This is a genomic window from Ferrovum sp. JA12, from assembly GCF_001431705.1.
Taxonomy (GTDB): domain Bacteria; phylum Pseudomonadota; class Gammaproteobacteria; order Burkholderiales; family Ferrovaceae; genus PN-J185.
In genome coordinates, this window is the sequence record NZ_LJWX01000002.1 from 901613 (window position 1) to 917910 (window position 16298).

Annotated in this window: 17 protein-coding genes; 5 read left to right on the forward strand and 12 right to left on the reverse strand. The window is 42.2% G+C overall.

Annotated features, from left to right (window positions below; translation table 11 throughout):
• Nucleotides 1–7 precede the first annotated feature (7 nt).
• From adk to FERRO_RS09295, 6 genes are read right to left on the reverse strand one after another with little or no spacing between them, the layout of a single operon-like run.
• Entirely contained in the window at nucleotides 8–664 is a 657-nt protein-coding gene (gene adk, locus FERRO_RS09270; RefSeq protein WP_056930666.1) for an adenylate kinase, read from the reverse strand.
• Nucleotides 665–689: 25 nt separating this feature from the next.
• Complete coding sequence (gene kdsB / locus FERRO_RS09275; protein WP_082601271.1) at nucleotides 690–1454, reverse strand: 3-deoxy-manno-octulosonate cytidylyltransferase; 765 nt, start codon at nucleotides 1452–1454, stop codon at nucleotides 690–692.
• Nucleotides 1454–1636, reverse strand: a complete 183-nt coding sequence (locus FERRO_RS09280) for a Trm112 family protein (RefSeq protein ID WP_056930563.1) — start codon at nucleotides 1634–1636, stop codon at nucleotides 1454–1456. Before FERRO_RS09280 ends, kdsB begins: the two co-directional genes overlap by 1 nt.
• Entirely contained in the window at nucleotides 1626–2642 is a 1017-nt protein-coding gene (gene lpxK, locus FERRO_RS09285) for a tetraacyldisaccharide 4'-kinase (RefSeq protein ID WP_056930564.1), read from the reverse strand. Before lpxK ends, FERRO_RS09280 begins: the two co-directional genes overlap by 11 nt.
• Before the next feature lies 1 nt (nucleotide 2643).
• Nucleotides 2644–3063 carry an ExbD/TolR family protein gene (locus FERRO_RS09290; protein ID WP_056930565.1) on the reverse strand — a complete coding sequence of 140 codons (420 nt, stop codon included), beginning with the start codon at nucleotides 3061–3063 and terminating at the stop codon, nucleotides 2644–2646.
• Nucleotides 3050–3664 (reverse strand): MotA/TolQ/ExbB proton channel family protein, encoded by a 615-nt coding sequence (locus tag FERRO_RS09295; RefSeq protein ID WP_056930566.1) that lies wholly within the window; start codon nucleotides 3662–3664, stop codon nucleotides 3050–3052. Before FERRO_RS09295 ends, FERRO_RS09290 begins: the two co-directional genes overlap by 14 nt.
• A 251-nt stretch (nucleotides 3665–3915) precedes the next feature.
• Between FERRO_RS09295 and xseA the strand changes: the two genes are divergently transcribed.
• Complete coding sequence (gene xseA, locus FERRO_RS09300; protein ID WP_056930567.1) at nucleotides 3916–5247, forward strand: exodeoxyribonuclease VII large subunit; 1332 nt, start codon at nucleotides 3916–3918, stop codon at nucleotides 5245–5247.
• On the opposite strand, the gene miaA is transcribed toward xseA, so the two are convergent.
• The 4 genes from miaA to tsaE are packed head-to-tail and all read right to left on the reverse strand — an operon-like array spanning nucleotide 5228 to nucleotide 9820.
• A complete protein-coding gene (gene miaA / locus FERRO_RS09305) occupies nucleotides 5228–6166 on the reverse strand; it encodes a tRNA (adenosine(37)-N6)-dimethylallyltransferase MiaA (protein ID WP_239683505.1) in 939 nt (312 codons plus the stop codon). The genes xseA and miaA overlap by 20 nt on opposite strands.
• A 3-nt stretch (nucleotides 6167–6169) precedes the next feature.
• Complete coding sequence (mutL, locus tag FERRO_RS09310; protein ID WP_056930569.1) at nucleotides 6170–7939, reverse strand: DNA mismatch repair endonuclease MutL; 1770 nt, start codon at nucleotides 7937–7939, stop codon at nucleotides 6170–6172.
• Nucleotide 7940: 1 nt separating this feature from the next.
• Nucleotides 7941–9374, reverse strand: coding sequence for an N-acetylmuramoyl-L-alanine amidase (locus FERRO_RS09315; RefSeq protein WP_082601273.1), 1434 nt, complete (start codon nucleotides 9372–9374; stop codon nucleotides 7941–7943).
• Nucleotides 9341–9820, reverse strand: a complete 480-nt coding sequence (tsaE, locus tag FERRO_RS09320) for a tRNA (adenosine(37)-N6)-threonylcarbamoyltransferase complex ATPase subunit type 1 TsaE (RefSeq protein ID WP_056930571.1) — start codon at nucleotides 9818–9820, stop codon at nucleotides 9341–9343. The genes FERRO_RS09315 and tsaE overlap by 34 nt, the downstream gene beginning before the upstream one ends.
• A gap of 12 nt (nucleotides 9821–9832) precedes the next feature.
• Between tsaE and queG the strand changes: the two genes are divergently transcribed.
• Both queG and dsbD read left to right on the forward strand, forming a co-directional pair.
• Entirely contained in the window at nucleotides 9833–10897 is a 1065-nt protein-coding gene (gene queG, locus FERRO_RS09325) for a tRNA epoxyqueuosine(34) reductase QueG (RefSeq protein WP_056930572.1), read from the forward strand.
• A gap of 35 nt (nucleotides 10898–10932) precedes the next feature.
• Entirely contained in the window at nucleotides 10933–12558 is a 1626-nt protein-coding gene (dsbD, locus tag FERRO_RS09330; RefSeq protein ID WP_056930573.1) for a protein-disulfide reductase DsbD, read from the forward strand.
• Here the strand turns inward: dsbD and orn are convergent.
• Entirely contained in the window at nucleotides 12555–13103 is a 549-nt protein-coding gene (gene orn, locus FERRO_RS09335) for an oligoribonuclease (RefSeq protein ID WP_056930574.1), read from the reverse strand. The genes dsbD and orn overlap by 4 nt on opposite strands.
• A 66-nt stretch (nucleotides 13104–13169) precedes the next feature.
• Here orn and FERRO_RS09340 point away from each other — a divergent pair, with 66 nt between their 5' ends.
• Both FERRO_RS09340 and rsgA read left to right on the forward strand, forming a co-directional pair.
• On the forward strand, nucleotides 13170–14420 hold the full coding sequence (locus tag FERRO_RS09340) for a M48 family metallopeptidase (RefSeq protein ID WP_192839866.1): 1251 nt from the start codon (nucleotides 13170–13172) through the stop codon (nucleotides 14418–14420).
• Entirely contained in the window at nucleotides 14417–15289 is an 873-nt protein-coding gene (rsgA, locus tag FERRO_RS09345; RefSeq protein ID WP_056930576.1) for a ribosome small subunit-dependent GTPase A, read from the forward strand. The genes FERRO_RS09340 and rsgA overlap by 4 nt, the downstream gene beginning before the upstream one ends.
• A gap of 6 nt (nucleotides 15290–15295) precedes the next feature.
• On the opposite strand, the gene FERRO_RS09350 is transcribed toward rsgA, so the two are convergent.
• Complete coding sequence (locus FERRO_RS09350; protein WP_056930577.1) at nucleotides 15296–16192, reverse strand: cobalamin biosynthesis protein; 897 nt, start codon at nucleotides 16190–16192, stop codon at nucleotides 15296–15298.
• Nucleotides 16193–16298 lie beyond the last annotated feature (106 nt).

The window sequence follows — 16298 nt, forward strand, 5'->3', positions numbered from 1 at the left end:
CCCCCAGTTATTTTTTCAATGCCGCTAAAATAGAATTAGATATTTCCTGAACAGAACCCACCCCTGCAATTTTAACGTATTGGGGAGCGGTTGAATCCTTGGATTGACTCCAACTTAAATAGTAATCCACCAGAGGTCTCGTTTGATCGTGATAGACCTGCAGACGCTTTTTTACAATTTCTTCTCTGTCATCATCACGCTGAATGAGTGGCTCGCCAGTAACATCATCGTGGCCATCTATCTGAGGAGGACTAAAGGAAGTATGATATACCCGTCCTGAGGCAACATGTACCCGTCGCCCAGACATACGTTGAATAATTTCTTCATCGGTCACATCAATTTCCACTACAAAGTCCAATTCTACGCCGGCAGCTTTTAATGCCTCAGCTTGAGGGATCGTTCTTGGAAAACCGTCAAATAAAAAGCCGTTAGCACAATCAGCTTCAGTGATTCGATCCTTCACGAGACCAATAATAATATTATCAGAAACCAAGCCGCCGCTGTCCATCACTTTTTTGGCTGCCAACCCCAAAGGAGTTCCAGCCTTCACAGCGGCACGTAACATATCACCGGTGGAGATTTGTGGAATGTTAAACTGCTCTTTAATAAACGCAGCTTGTGTCCCTTTTCCAGCACCCGGGGCGCCTAATAATATAATTTTCATGACCTTTAACTCCACCTTTACTAAATTATTTTCCGTGTCCGGCAAACCATTGGCGAACACGCTCTAAATCCTCAACCGTATCAACGCCAGGCAAGGGAGCTTGCTCAGTGATTTCCATTGCAATACGATAGCCATACCACAGAACACGCAATTGCTCTAAACTCTCAGTTAATTCAAGGGTAACGGGCCTCAGGCTTTGGTATTGCTTCAAAAAACCACAACGGTAAGCATATAACCCCATATGATGCCATGCTTTCATGGTTTTAGGCAGGGCCGAGTTTTTACTGTCCCGATCAAAGGGAATGGCCGAACGACTAAAATACATGGCCTCTTGCCGCTGATTGAGTACCACCTTGACGGAGTTAGAGTTAATAAAATGATTAAAATCATCAATAGGATAACAAGCGCTGCTCATCACCGCATCAGGGCTATCAATTAATCGATTGACGACGCGTCTTATGACCATAGCCTCAATGAGTGGCTCATCACCTTGAACATTAACGACTATCTGATCATCATCTAAACCCAGTATGTGAGTGGCTTCTGCGAGTCGGTCGGTGCCTGTCAGGTGATCCTCCCGAGTCAAAACACACTCAACCTGGTACTGTTTAGCTAGTTCTAAAATATCACTATGATCCGTAGCGATAATAACTCTTTGCGCCCCGCTCTCACGAGCTCGCATGGCGCTATGAATCACTAATGGATAATCACCTATCATGGCCAGAGCTTTGCGGGGCAGTCTTGTTGAATGCATCCGAGCAGGGACAATGGCTATAAAGTCCTCTGCCACTACTTAATCTCCTCGTCCGCCGGTAACTCTCTCGCCTCCTGTTGGAGCATCACAGGGATATCATTACGAATCGGAAAAGCAAGACGACAGGGAGAACAAATCAATTCACTTCTACCCATTTTTTTTATTAATGGTCCTTTACATAAAGGACATACTAGAATTTCCAATAATTTAGGATCCATGTTTTACTCTCCACTGACTTAATTTGGCTTCTAACCATTGATAAAAAGCTTTATCAACGTGAGCGTGAACTTTCAACATCCAAGCATTAGAAGGAGCGAACGTTTTACATTTTATCCCATCTTTCTCTGTCATTAGGATTTTATGCTGATCCCAACCCTGTAAATCTTTTTCTTGATAGGCATGATGATCTTCAAAAAAACGAGTGTTGAGTACCTCAATATTAAGTAAATGGAGAGTTTGCATAAAACGTCCTGGATTACCAATGGCACAGGTAACATAGCAAGGTTGATCTGTAAACAGATTAGCCTCTTCAATTAAAGAGATATCCTTAACATTTACCCAATAATCAGCCACCAATTGCATGGTGAATAGGCACTGATGGGTAAAAGTATGTTGCTGTGTAGCGCCATTAACGATCACCGCATCCACAGAATTCAATCGACTCTTAGGCTCACGCAGGGGACCTGCCGGTAGTAAATATTCATTACCCAATTCTCTCAGACCATCAATCACGACAATTTCCACATCGCGCTGAAGACCGTAATGCTGTAACCCATCATCAGAGAGCACTATGTCAATTTCAGGATATTCCTTCAAAAGCTCCAGTCCCGCGAGATACCTGTCTTTACCCACTGCCACGGGAACTTTAGCTTCTTGGAATATCAATAACGGCTCATCACCGACCAATGAAGCCCCGTCCCCCTCTTTAATGAGAGCTACATCTTTAATTTGCCCCTGATAGCCACGCGTAATGACTCCAGGTTGAAACCCTTTTTCTTTTAACCATTGACACAAGGAAATGACCAAGGGTGTTTTACCTGTGCCACCCACTGTGATATTACCCACCACCAACACAGGAACTGGCAAAGCATGGCTTTTAATAAAACCATAGGTGTAGAGCCACGTTCTTATATTAATAAGAAAACGAAATAACCCACTCAGAGGAACGAACAACCAATTAACGCGCTGAGAATACCAGATATCAAGAAACCATTGCTGACTCATACTAATGATTTTTTTCTTCAGTCACCAAGGTGAAATGACTAAAGCCTAAATTTTGAAAATCACTGATCACTTGCATCACACTCCCATGAGAGAGATTTTTATCAGCCCTAATAACAATATAAACATTCATCGGCTGCTTAATTTGTTTACTCAACCATTGCTTGAGTTCAGTAGGCTGTCTGGACCATAGGTGCTGATTTATTTTGACTATTCCCGAAATATCCATATCCACCTCAATAGTCTCATCATTATTCATGACCATACTCTTTGCACTTCCCTGCGGCAGAACAATATTCAAACCCTGTTGATGGACAAAGGTACTCGATACCATAAGAAAAATGACAATGACCAATAGAATATCAATCATCGGAATTAAATTTATTTCCGGATCCTCTCGGCGTTGCCCTCTACGAAAGTCCATGGTCTCTGTATTTCGTGAGTTCATCCACCAATTGAATAGCCTGCTGTTCCATTTCTACAGCAAAAAAATCTATCCGCGAACGATAAAAACGATAAAAAATCATACTTGGAATGGCTACCACGAGACCAAAAGCTGTGTTGTATAACGCTACAGATATCCCTCTAGAGAGTTGCTCTGCGTGAGCGGTTAGGGTGCTATCTTGGCCAAAAAGAATAATCATCCCAACTACTGTCCCTAACAGACCTAATAAAGGGCTTACCGCCGCGATAGTGCCTAGCATGGGCAAGTTCTTCTCGCAACGCATCACCATACTTCTACCACTTTCTTCAATGGCTTCTTTAATTAATTCTCGGGTTGTATGGCGATACCGGATGGCAACTGTGAGCACCGCTCCTAAAGCAGATTGTTGAGCTATATTTTCTAATTTTTCTTTACTTAAAGACCCAGACTGCTCAAGCTTAATAACCGTTTCCAATAAACCCTTGGGGACTATGAGAGAAGTTCTCAGTGCCAAGGCACGGTCAATGATAATAGCTAAACTTAATATGGACGCGACCAACAACAGTAAAATCGGCCATCCCGCTTCACTTAATAATTGCATTACACACCTGTGCGCTTAGGGATAGAATAAAACAATAGTTTAATAGAATTATCACCAAATGGCGATGCCTAAAAGTTGTCCACAAATTCTGTGGATAAGTTTGTGAACAGTTTTTATAAAATATAATTAACCCACTAATAAATAAGTGTTTTTTTTGAAGAGAGTAAATTTTATACAACTCATTTTTATCCAATTACACTATTGACTTTAATCATTTACTTGCAACACTAAGATTCTCAACGGTTAATTACATGAACATTAGAAATAACAACACTCTTGAGGAAATTACCTCTGCAAAAGCACCACTGACCGAGAATGTGGTTACCGTTTCGGACTTTACTAGTCGCTTACAGCGCCTACTCGAGAACGCAGTACCTATAATTTGGATTCAAGGAGAAATCTCTAACTTTTCTCGAGCAAGTTCTGGCCACTGGTATTTTCAACTGAAAGATGAGAATGCTCAAATTAGTTGCGTAATGTTTCGCCTTAAAAATCAGAGAATAGATTGGGCTCCCAAAGAGGGAATGGCAGTGGAACTCAGAGGGGTAACCTCTTATTATGGTCTAGGTGGTAAGACACAAATTACCGTAGAAAATATACGTCAAGCAGGCTTAGGACGTTTATACGAAGCTTTTAATGCCTTAAAACTGAAATTAGAACAAGAAGGGTTATTTGCACCGCATCATAAAAAATCATTACCCGTCTCGCCGCGTTCAATTGGCATTATCACCTCGCCCATGGCAGCGGCTCTGCGTGATGTGCTATCTACTTTAAAACGGCGTGCCCCAAACATTACTCTCATTATTTATCCAACTCGCGTTCAAGGACAAGGTGCAGCCGAAGACATTGCTGCCACTATTAATGTGGCAAATCAACGACAGGAATGTGAAGTCATTATTCTCTGTCGAGGCGGTGGCAGCATTGAAGATCTTTGGGCTTACAATGAAGAGGTAGTGGCGCGCGCTATATATCGCTCACAACTCCCCCTAATCAGCGGCATTGGACATGAAACGGATTTCACTATTGCTGATTTTGTAGCCGATGAACGTGCTCCAACACCTACCGCAGCGGCTGAAATGGTGAGCCCGGACAGATCTCAACAACTCAAACAGTTAAATCAAAGTCAATCACGTCTACATGTGCATATCAACAGAGTGATTGAGCGTGAGATGCTTCGTGTTGACCAATATAACGAAAGATTTCCAAGTCTGTTTAAAATACGGTTATCACAACAATCTGTGTTACTCTCCCAACTACAACAAAAATTAATTCATCCGGGACAGCGCATTCATCAACAGCAACAACATATTAAACAAATCGCTATTCGCTTTAACTTGGCTAATAAAAGAGTGTTTCAGCGTTATCGGGAAAAATTAATAAATACCGAACAATCACTTCAGTATCTAAATCCGCAAAGCATTATGGCAAGAGGATTTTCTATTGTTCGCAATCAGCAAGGAAAAATTATTAGTCAAATACAACAGACCTCCCTCAATACATCTATTAGTATTCAATTTCATCAAGGGGAAGCCAAAGCGGTTGTTACTGATCTGACAGATCAACCTAATAATGCTCTGAAATAAATGGTTTTACAATCGATAACAGGTCGCTTTTTGTCTCACTTCGAAAGGGATCTAAAGTGATCAAATGAGGCCAACTACGCAACCAAGTGAGCTGTCTTTTGGCAAGTTGTCGAGTGGCGAAAATCCCACTAGAGAGCATTGTTTGATAATCAATTTCTTGCTCTAAATACTGCCACATTTGACGGTAGCCCACACAGCGCATTGAAGGTAGATCTGCATGTAAAGCAAAACGTTCCTTGAGCGCCATCAACTCTTGTTCCAGACCTAATTCCAGCATTTGCTTAAAACGTAACTCAATTCTTTGATGTAACGAAGCTCTATCCTCAGGGATCAAGGCAAGTGACAATACTGGGCCTGACCATGCGGTTTTCTTCTGATCTTGATGAAAGGAAGATAATGGACGACCCGTCAGCATATAAACTTCTAAGGCTCGTTGAATACGCTGCGCATCATTTTCTTTAAGGCGCATAGCCAATTCAGCATCAATACTCATCAAGCGTTGATGTAAAGCCGGCCACCCTAGCCTATTCGCTTCCTCATCAAGTTGTGCTCGAAGCGTTTGGTTGGCCGAAGGTAAGTCGTTAAAACCTGATAAAAGTGCCTTAAAGTACAACATCGTGCCACCAATTAAAAATGGAACTTTTCCTCTATTGGTTATATTGTCAACATGACGCGCTGCGTCAAGAGCAAACTGATGAGCCGAATAACTCTGGGGAGGATCTAGGATATCTATCAGATGATGCGCAATATTCTGTCTTGTATGAAGATCTGGCTTAGCGGTTCCAATATCCATATAACGGTAGATCGTTGCTGAATCCACAGCGATAATTTCACCATTGAATTCTGTTGCTAAGGCTAAGGCCAAATCACTTTTACCAGAGGCAGTGGGGCCCATTAAACAAATGATGGGGGGGTACAAAATTTATTGTCCTCTTAAAAACCACTGGTCAATTTCAGACAAACTAAATTGACGCCAAGTAGGACGCCCATGATTACATTGATCAGTCCGATCAATTAATTCCATATCTCTTAACAGTGCATTCATTTCAGGAATACTCAACTGTCGATGGGCGCGAACTGCCCCATGACAGGCAAAAGTGGATAACAATTGATTATGTTTTTCATCAAGTAAACGAGCTGTACCGTAGTGGATTAATTCATTAATTAAATCCCGTGCGATCTCCTCCAAGTCTCCCTTTGCTAGCAAAACAGGAACACTTCTTAAGGCCAATACATCCGGACCTGCTTCGGTTAGTTCAAAACCTACTTGACCTAGGACTTGCTGATTTTCCTTAACAAGATTAAAGGCCACGGGATCCACCCGAAATGTCACGGGAATCAATAATTGTTGTTTTTGAATGGCTTGATTTTTTACGGCTTGTTTAAGTCGTTCATATAAAATACGTTCATGGGCAGCGTGCATGTCCACCACCACTAAGCCCTGCTCATTTTGTGCTAGAACGTATATTCCAAGCAATTGAGCCATGGCAAAACCCAAAGGATGTTGGTTGACCACATTGACGTTAACAGGACTTGATAATTCCCCCTTGGTAACAGGAGGAGCAGAAAAATTATCCTGATTACTGTGATCAATATTGATTCCCCCAAACTGTGTTCTGGGTAAATCCATAGACAATGATCTTTGTACTATCCCAGTTAACGGTGGTCCACTGCTTCCCATCATACTAACAGTGGTTTGTGTGGGAGAGGTTTTATCTAAAGTTTTTGATAGCCCATGAAAGACCAGTTGATGTATGGTTTGGGGATCACGAAAGCGTACTTCGGTTTTAGCAGGATGGACATTGACATCCACTAAATCAAAGGGGCAACGAATAAATAAGGCTACCACAGGGAAGCGTTGATGATGCAAAACGTCTTGATAGGCTTGACGCACTGCATGAGTAATGAGCTTATCCCGTACAAAACGTCCATTAACAAAAATGTATTGATTATCACGGCTGCTACTACTGAATGTAGGACGACTAATCCACCCTTCAATACTCACTTTAGCAGCTTGCTCATCAACAGCTAAGGCGCCAACTATAAATTCATCACCCAATATTGCCTTCAACCGGTGTTGATAAGTCGTAACAGGCCAATGCCTAAGAGACTTTCCATTATGACTTAAGCGAAACTCAATATCCGGATGACTCAAGGCCATACGCTTTAAGACTTCGTCACAATGAGCGAACTCTGTATTCATTGATTTTAAGAATTTACGCCGGGCGGGTGTCTCAGAAAATAGCTCATCAATAACAATAGACGTCCCCACAGAACGTGCTGCAGGAATAACTTCACTCATTTGTCCTGCACGACTTTGTATTCGATATCCATGAGTCGCTTGCGCCTCACGGGTAATAATTGTAACCGTTGCTACCGAGGCCATACTGGCTAATGCTTCACCACGAAAACCTAAGCTGGCCACCGATTCCAAATCATCTAGCTGAGTAATTTTACTGGTAGCATGAGGAGTGAGCGCCAAAGGTAAATCTTCATGATGAATACCCATGCCATCATCTATGACTTCAATTTTACTGATACCCCCCTCATTTAAGTTAACCTCAATATGCTTAGCCCCAGCATCAATACTGTTCTCAACTAACTCTTTCAATGCTGAAGCTGGACGTTCAATGACTTCTCCTGCGGCAATTTGGGCGATCAATACCCGATCCAATGAGTAAATTCTTGTCATATTACTGTCGTGTACCAAGGACAGTGTTATTACGCACCGATGAGTTATGAGCCAAATACTCTTTGATACCTTGCAGAATCGCATGGGCCAGTTGGTCTTGATAACCAGGATCTACTAAACGTTTTTCTTCAATAGGATTGGTAATAAATGCCGTTTCAACTAAAATGGAAGGTATATCGGGAGACTTTAAAACAGCGAAACCTGCTTGATCTACTCGACCTCGATGTAGGTCATTCACTTGATGTAATTGATTAAGTACTGACTGAGCCAACTTCAAGCTATCGTTAATTGTTGCGGTTTGTGATAAATCCAACAAGGTTTGTGCAAGATAGGGATCTTTATGATTCAAATCTACACCGCCAATTAAATCCGCATCATTTTCATGTTGAGCTAACCATTTTGCTGCCACAGAAGTAGCCCCTTTTTCAGATAGCGCAAACACTGACGAACCTCTGGCTTCTTCATTGATATAGGCATCGGCATGAATGGAAACAAACATATCAGCATGTAATCTGCGGGCTTTGAGGGTTCTGCCTTGTAGCGGAATAAAGTAATCACCATCGCGGATTAACACAGCCTTTAAGCTGGGTTCCTGATTAATTAAATAACTAAGTTGTTTCGCTATAGCCAACGTAACATCCTTTTCATTGTGTCCACTATGGCCATGGGCTCCGGGATCCTCACCCCCATGACCCGCATCCACTGCAATTAAAAAGCTGTGTGGCGCAGGCGTTTCTGAAGGGCCAGAGTCAACAGATTTGACTGGATCAGGAGTAGCCTCTAATGGACTATGTTGTATCACCTGTTTGGGGGGAGGGTTGTCGTTGGTAGGCACAGCAGTAGCCAGATCAGGTTTATTGTTCTGAGTATTCTCCGATAAACGTTGTTTACTCTCAGGCACAGGGGGCAAGTTATTTGCCAATGGTTTACTGGTGCTCTCATGAGTAGCTAAATGCTGTAACTCTGGCTTACCCTGCTGGGCAAGAAAACTCATTAATGGGTCATTGGGCGTGAGAGGATAAAGATCCAACATAAAGCGATATCCGTAATTTGCCACAGGTTTAATGAGTACTGAACTCGCGCTCACAGGAACTTTTAAATCAAATACTACGCGAACGGTTGTAGCATTAAAGTGGGCAACACGAATGGCTTTGATATAAGGATCAGTAGCAGACAATCTTTGACTGAGTTCTCTCAAGGACCTCAATTCCATCACATTATCTAAATCTAAGACTAACCGGTCAGGGTTTTCAACGGTAAAAAGCTTAGCATTTATCACACTGGTTGATTCTAGCGTGACGCGCGTGTAATCCTGCGCTGGCCATATTCTTGCCGCAGCAATATAAATACCTTGAGCATGAGAGCCATTGCAGAGAGCGAAATTAACACATATTGCGCTGATTACCAGCCAAGTTTTTGCCATTTTTCTAAGCATAAAACGCCCTTCTTCGACAGTGCTGTCACAATTAACTCTCGCTGATTATCTAATATATTGATATTTATCTTAATATCCACTGAAGGTAACCAGTCTTGGGCTTTCTCTGGCCACTCCACGAAACACACTCCAAGCCCACCAAAGTTTTCTCTAAAACCCGAATCTTCAAGTTCATTTTTATCACAGATTCGATAAAAATCAAAGTGATAGAAGTATAACCTCGCGAGAGAATAGGTTTCAAGTATAGGGTAGGTAGGGCTTTTGACGCGACCCGAATAACCCAAGCCCTCAAGCACCCCTCTAGTAAGCGTTGTTTTGCCCGCACCAAGATCTCCATACAAGCTCACAACCATTGCGGGTTCAACAAAATCGGCAAAGCGTCGCCCCCAATCAAGGGTTTGCATTTCATTGTGTAAAATCCAACGATGAGTAATGGGATTTAACATTAAAATAACCTTATGAATGTAAAAAACTTACCAATAGAACCACAATTAATAAAACAACAACTCATCATTTTAGCTCAGCAATTGGGTTTTGAGGGGGTGAGTATTGGCCAACCCAACCTAGACATCGCCAGCGAGCGACTTAAAACATGGCTGGAAAAAGGCTATCAAGGTGAAATGCAGTATCTAGAGAGACATTTACCATTAAGGGCTTCTCCTGCGCAACTTCATCCAGGAACAATCCGCGTCATTTCCCTCTATCATCCTTACCTTACTGCCCCACTGCAAGACATCCAAGGGGAACTGAACAATGCCACGCAAGGGTATATTTCCTACTACGCGCGAGGTCGTGATTACCATAAAACCCTGCGTCATAAACTGCAGACCTTAGCCCAGACACTGACTAAATGGTGCGGCCCATTTAATTATCGAGTCTTTACAGATAGTGCTCCTGTGATGGAAGTTGAAATAGCACAACAAGCAGGTCTTGGGTGGCGCGGTAAAAACACTCTCCTTCTCAACCGTGAAGCGGGCTCTTGGTTTTTTTTAGGGGAAATTTTTACAGACCTTCCTCTTGAAATCGATCAAAAAACCACTGAACACTGTGGCCGCTGCGATGCATGTATAGAGATATGCCCCACCCGGGCAATTGTAGCGCCTTACGTGTTGGATGCTAGGCGCTGCATTTCCTATCTGACTATTGAGCACAGCGGGAGCATTCCTGAGGAATTACGAGCCTATTTTGGCAATCGGATTTATGGTTGTGATGACTGTCAGATCATTTGCCCCTGGAACCGCTTTGCAAAACTCACTGATGAAAAACACTTTGCATCACGCTTTAACGGAAATCTTGATTTGGCGGATTTCATTCTCTTTGATGAACAGGAGTTTGAACAACGCTTTGAAGGCAGTGCTATTAGACGAATTGGCATCATTCGTTGGTTAAGAAATGTGGCTGTAGCACTGGGCAACGGAATCGGCCGAGAAAAAGAAATTACTGCTTTAAAAAAACAACTGCACCACCCCTCAACAATTGTCAGGGAACACGTGAACTGGGCATTAAAAAGATTGTCAGAGTAGAATAGAAATTATATGTGTAAAATTTAGGTAAAATCATGTTACGCAAGATCATCGTTTTGTTGCTATTTTTAACCTCATCATTGCCTTTATGGGCAAGTAATTACTTAGATAACAATACCAACACTGTAACCCGCCAAGACAGTAATAACTATTTACCGGCCACTAAAACCTTTTTATTGCCTGAACAGGCCTTTAAGATCCAGGTTAACAGAACTGATCAAAACACTTTTCTGCTGACGTTTACTCCTGCTCCTGGCTATTATATTTATCGTGATAAAATCCACCTCCAAGATGATCATCAACAACCTTTAGGTAAGCTTGAGTTACCTCAAGCTACGCAAAAAGAAGATCCCGTTTATGGCCATGTTTGGGTTTATTTTCAACCCTTTACCGCGAAACTTACCGTTAATCAACCTACTACCAAAGAAATCGAAGTGTCTTATCAAGGTTGTGCACTTCACGGCATTTGTTACCCACCAACCACACGCCATTTCACTATGGCAGAGGCCCCCAACATATTGGTTCCCTTAGATAGTCCTAACCAATTCCATCCAGCTGAACTCAACACTGACTCAACTAACCCTAATGATTTTGCTGCCTTCTTAGGAAGTTCTTCTCATACTTGGATGTTATTGAGCTTTTTTGGTTTTGGCTTACTGCTTTCACTCACCCCCTGTGTTTTTCCAATGATTCCCATTCTGTCTGGTATTATTGCTGGGCAAGGCCGTGACATAACCAAATCAAGAGCTTTTTGGTTATCCATCACTTACGTCTTAGGAATGTCTTTTACCTATGCTTCAGCAGGAGTGATAGCAGGCCTCACAGGCACCTTGTTGTCAAATAGTCTACAAACGCCCGCCGTAGAAATCACCATTGCAATCCTCTTTATTGTCCTAGCCTTATCCATGTTTGATCTGTATCAGCTACAAATCCCATCCAGCTGGCAGAGTAAACTCAATGAACAATCGAATCGCCTTCCTGGAGGGCGTTATGTGGCTGTGGCCATGATGGGCTTAATCTCAGCTTTGGTGGTGGGACCTTGTGTCGCAGCCCCACTAGCTGGAGGGTTAATTTATATCGCTCAAACTAAGAACTGGATGATTGGTGGCAGTGCTTTATTCATGATGTCACTCGGCATGGGAGCCCCCTTGGTTCTTATCGGAACCTCTGCAGGAGCTTTGCTTCCTCGGGCGGGTGGATGGATGAATTGGGTAAAACGTTTTTTTGGGATTCTTCTAATTGGTGTCGCAGTATGGATGGTAAAACCCTTATGGATAGGCTATTTTAAAACACCAGGCCCCCAATTTATAGCCATTCATTCAGTTGCACAATTAGATCAGGCCTTAAATCTAGCTAAAACACATCATCAGCCTGTATTTTTAGATTTTTATGCTGACTGGTGCACCTCTTGCATTGAAATGGAGGACACGGTGCTGTCTGATAAAACAGTACGCGCCAAACTTGAAACAGCCACATTACTGCGTGCAGATGTCACAAAAAACAACGCGGAAGACCGTATCATTCTCGCTCGCTATGGTCTCTTCGGGCCACCGGGTATGATCTTATATGATCGGAACGGTCAAGAATTACCAGCCTTGAGAATGGCTGGCTTTGTTCCCAAAAACCAGTTTATGGACATTTTAAATAAAGCTTTTCATTAATCCAAACGTAAGAAATGTTCACGATAATACTTTAACTCTGCTATAGATTCTTCAATATCGGCAAGCGCTTCATGCTTGCCGGCTTTTTTAAAACCATTATAAACCTGTGGGCGCCAGCGTTTAGCCAATTCCTTCAACGTACTCACATCTAAATTTCGGTAATGAAAATACTGTTCTAATTTAGGCATATACTTCACTAAAAACCGACGATCCTGACCGATAGTGTTGCCACACATTGGAGACTCATTGGCGGGCACATATTGGCTAATAAAATCTAATAAAATTTGCTCTGCACTCGCCTCATCCATGGTGGCAGCCTTAACCTTGTCTATCAAACCTGATTTACCATGAGTTCCTTTATTCCATGCATCCATGGCATCTAATACCTCATCAGGTTGATGAATCACCAACACAGGAGCTGCCGCCACCTGGTTAAGCTGGCTATCGGTAATAATCAGAGCAATTTCAATTATTTTATCGGTCTCGGGATTTAATCCGCTCATTTCCATGTCAATCCAAATGAGATGGTTTCTATCTTGTGCCATAATGATCTTCTTAGTAATAAATAATTAAGTGGTTTTCAAGGTTAACAGTATACAGAGGCAATCGCAGTGAATTTTAACACTTTATTTTTAATTTTCTTAGTCAGCGTCACCTTAATAAGGCTTTGGTTAAGTGTAAGACAAATCAAACACGTGACACTGCATCAAGAACAAGTTCCTAAGGCATTTTCCAATTCCGTCTCACTTGAGCAACATCAAAAGGCGGCGCATTACACTACTGCCAAAGTTAAATTAAGCCTATTCAACACACTCATTGAATCCTTATGGATCTATGCTTTAATTGAACTCGGCATCCTCTCTTGGTGGAATAATTGGCTTATTACTCACCTACAAACCTCATTGTTAAGCGGCATTCTATTGATCGCTGGGGTCACACTCATGGGCTCAATTATTGAATTACCCTTAAACCTGTACAGTACCTTTGTGATTGAACAGCGCTTTGGCTTTAATCGTTTAACCCCAGCCATGTATCTCTCCGACCTATTTAAAAACACTCTTATAGGAATATTAATAGGGGTTCCCATTATTTTAGCCGCTCTATGGATGATGGCTTCCTTAGGGACCCATTGGTGGCTTTATGCTTGGGGTGCTTGGATGCTGTTCAATATTTTATTATTGGCCATCTACCCCACTTGGATCGCTCCCTTATTTAACCGCTTCTCTCCTCTACCCGAAGGAGATCTGAAAACCCAGGTTGAACAACTCATCAACACTTGCGGCTTTAATACCAGCGGTCTTTATGTGATGGACGGATCAAAAAGATCAAGCCATGGTAATGCTTATTTCACCGGCTTTGGTAAAGCCAAACGTGTGGTGTTTTTTGATACGCTGATAAACAGTTTAAATACGGATGAAATCCTGGCCGTCCTGGCTCATGAGTTAGGCCACTATCGTCTCCGTCATGTGCTCTACCGTCTGGTGAGTATTTTTGTCTTAAGCCTGGTTTTTCTCGCACTACTGGGCTGGTTTTATACATCTAACTGGTTCTATATGGGACTTGGACACCAAATACCTAGTAATGCCATGGCCCTCACTTTGTTTACGCTCATCTTACCGATTCTTGGTTTTCCCTTACAACCTCTGATGAGTTTGTTTTCCAGAAAACATGAATTCGAAGCCGATGCTTATGCCAGCCGCTATACCCATGCACACTCCCTCATTAGCGCATTAGTGAAGTTATATAAGGAAAATGCAGCGACCCTAACCCCTGATCCGCTTCACTCAGCTATCTATGATTCCCATCCGCCCGCGTCAATACGTATCGCTCATCTTGAAAAATTAGCACTCACTGCAGGATGAGTCAGCATGACGCTACCGTGACGGCCACCTTTGGCCGTCAATGTGAAATAGAGCTGCCGGATGGACGGGTTTTTTTGGCCTCACGTCGTGGGAAAAAAAATGATGTGACCTGTAATGATCGCGTGACGGTAGAGATTAACTCACAGCAAGAGAGCATTATAGAAACGGTTCATAAGGCCCGCAACATTTTCTATCGATCAGATGAATTCCGACAAAAGTCAATAGCTTCTAATATTGACCAAGTGATTATAGTCATTGCCAATGAACCCACCTTTAGTGATGCGTTACTGGCTAAAATATTAGTGGCTGGCGATTCAAATGACTGTCAAACCATTATTATTCATAATAAAGTGGATCTACCCACCAGTTCACGTGATGCTAAGATTATTGAGTATTATAAAAGCTTAAATTATCCCGTAGTGCCCTTGAGCGCTGTCAACCATCAATTAGATGAATTGCTACCGCTACTTCATCATAAAACCAGTTTATTAGTGGGTCAATCGGGTATGGGAAAATCCACTATTATTAATCAATTGATTCCTAATCAACCAGCTAGGACAAATATCATCTCTGCAGCCTTAGATTCTGGCAAACATACCACTACCTTTTCAAGGCGTTATAAAATTGATAATCAGTCCTGTTTGATTGATTCCCCGGGATTACAGGAATTTGGTTTACGCCACATCAGTCATGCCGGCCTTGAGAACCTTTTTCGGGAATTTAGTCCTTTAATTGGGCAATGTCGCTTTCATAACTGTCGACACATCAATGAACCACAATGTGCTTTCAAGGAGTTAGCGATGACTGACCGCCTTATATTAAGGCGACTCGAAATCCTCACCGAACTCCAACAACTCAGCGCGAAATAACAACTGTCACACGTGAGCTGCCAATGTCATCAGGGCATAGACAATTAACCATACCATCAATGCACGCCATATGAGACCCTCAGTACTTTTTAAGTGATCAAAATCGGGAGCCTCACCCAAGCCAAGATCCAAACCATTGATACTTCGCTGAGAGGACTGAAGATCACCCAAACGAATTCCAAGGGCGCCCGCTGCGCTGGCAAAGAAAATTCGAGAAGTGGTTGACTCCCCCGCTTTAATTCCCTGTGTACGCCAGCAAAATAAAGCGTCCTCAAAATTTCCTACTACGGCAAAGGTCAATGCCGTGAGATAGTAAACCGGCCAATTCAGAAAGTAAAACATCCTACTGGAAAAATAGCCAAAATCAGTCTGTCGATCTTGGCCCCAATAACGGTTGATATAGAGGGCAAGCATATATAACAACACTCCATAAACGCCAGGCAGCAAACCATACCAAAATAAAATAGCAAATAAAAAAGTATGGGCTTCATTGATGGTCACTTCAATGGCATGGGCTACTGCCTGCGACTTCATTAACACAAAGGACTCATGATCTGCCATATCTTGACTCTCTCTCATTTTCAGACGAATATCATCAGTGGCTTCTGAGAGTTGCTTTAATAGAGTACGAAACTGAATCACAGAACCTAATACCAACAAGTTAATCAACCAGCTGATTTCTATACCTAGATGAACCAGTAATCTATTTAACAGGTAAAAAGCAAACAACGGGGGCAATATTCCCACAAACCAAGCTACTACTCCGTGATGACGCTCACCTGAGTTGAAGAGATCATCTAAATAATGCAGATATTGAGTAAAATAAGTAAACAATCGGCTTTGTAACTGGCTAGGACGATATTTTTCAGAAAACAAACTTATTAATATTAAAAAAAGGTTCATGGGTGCAATTCTAGTATCAGAATCTGTTTAGTATAACTACAGGTACTCTTTAATTCCATTATAAAATTAATAGGCTTGACAACAATACTCACGCAAATGAGCAACA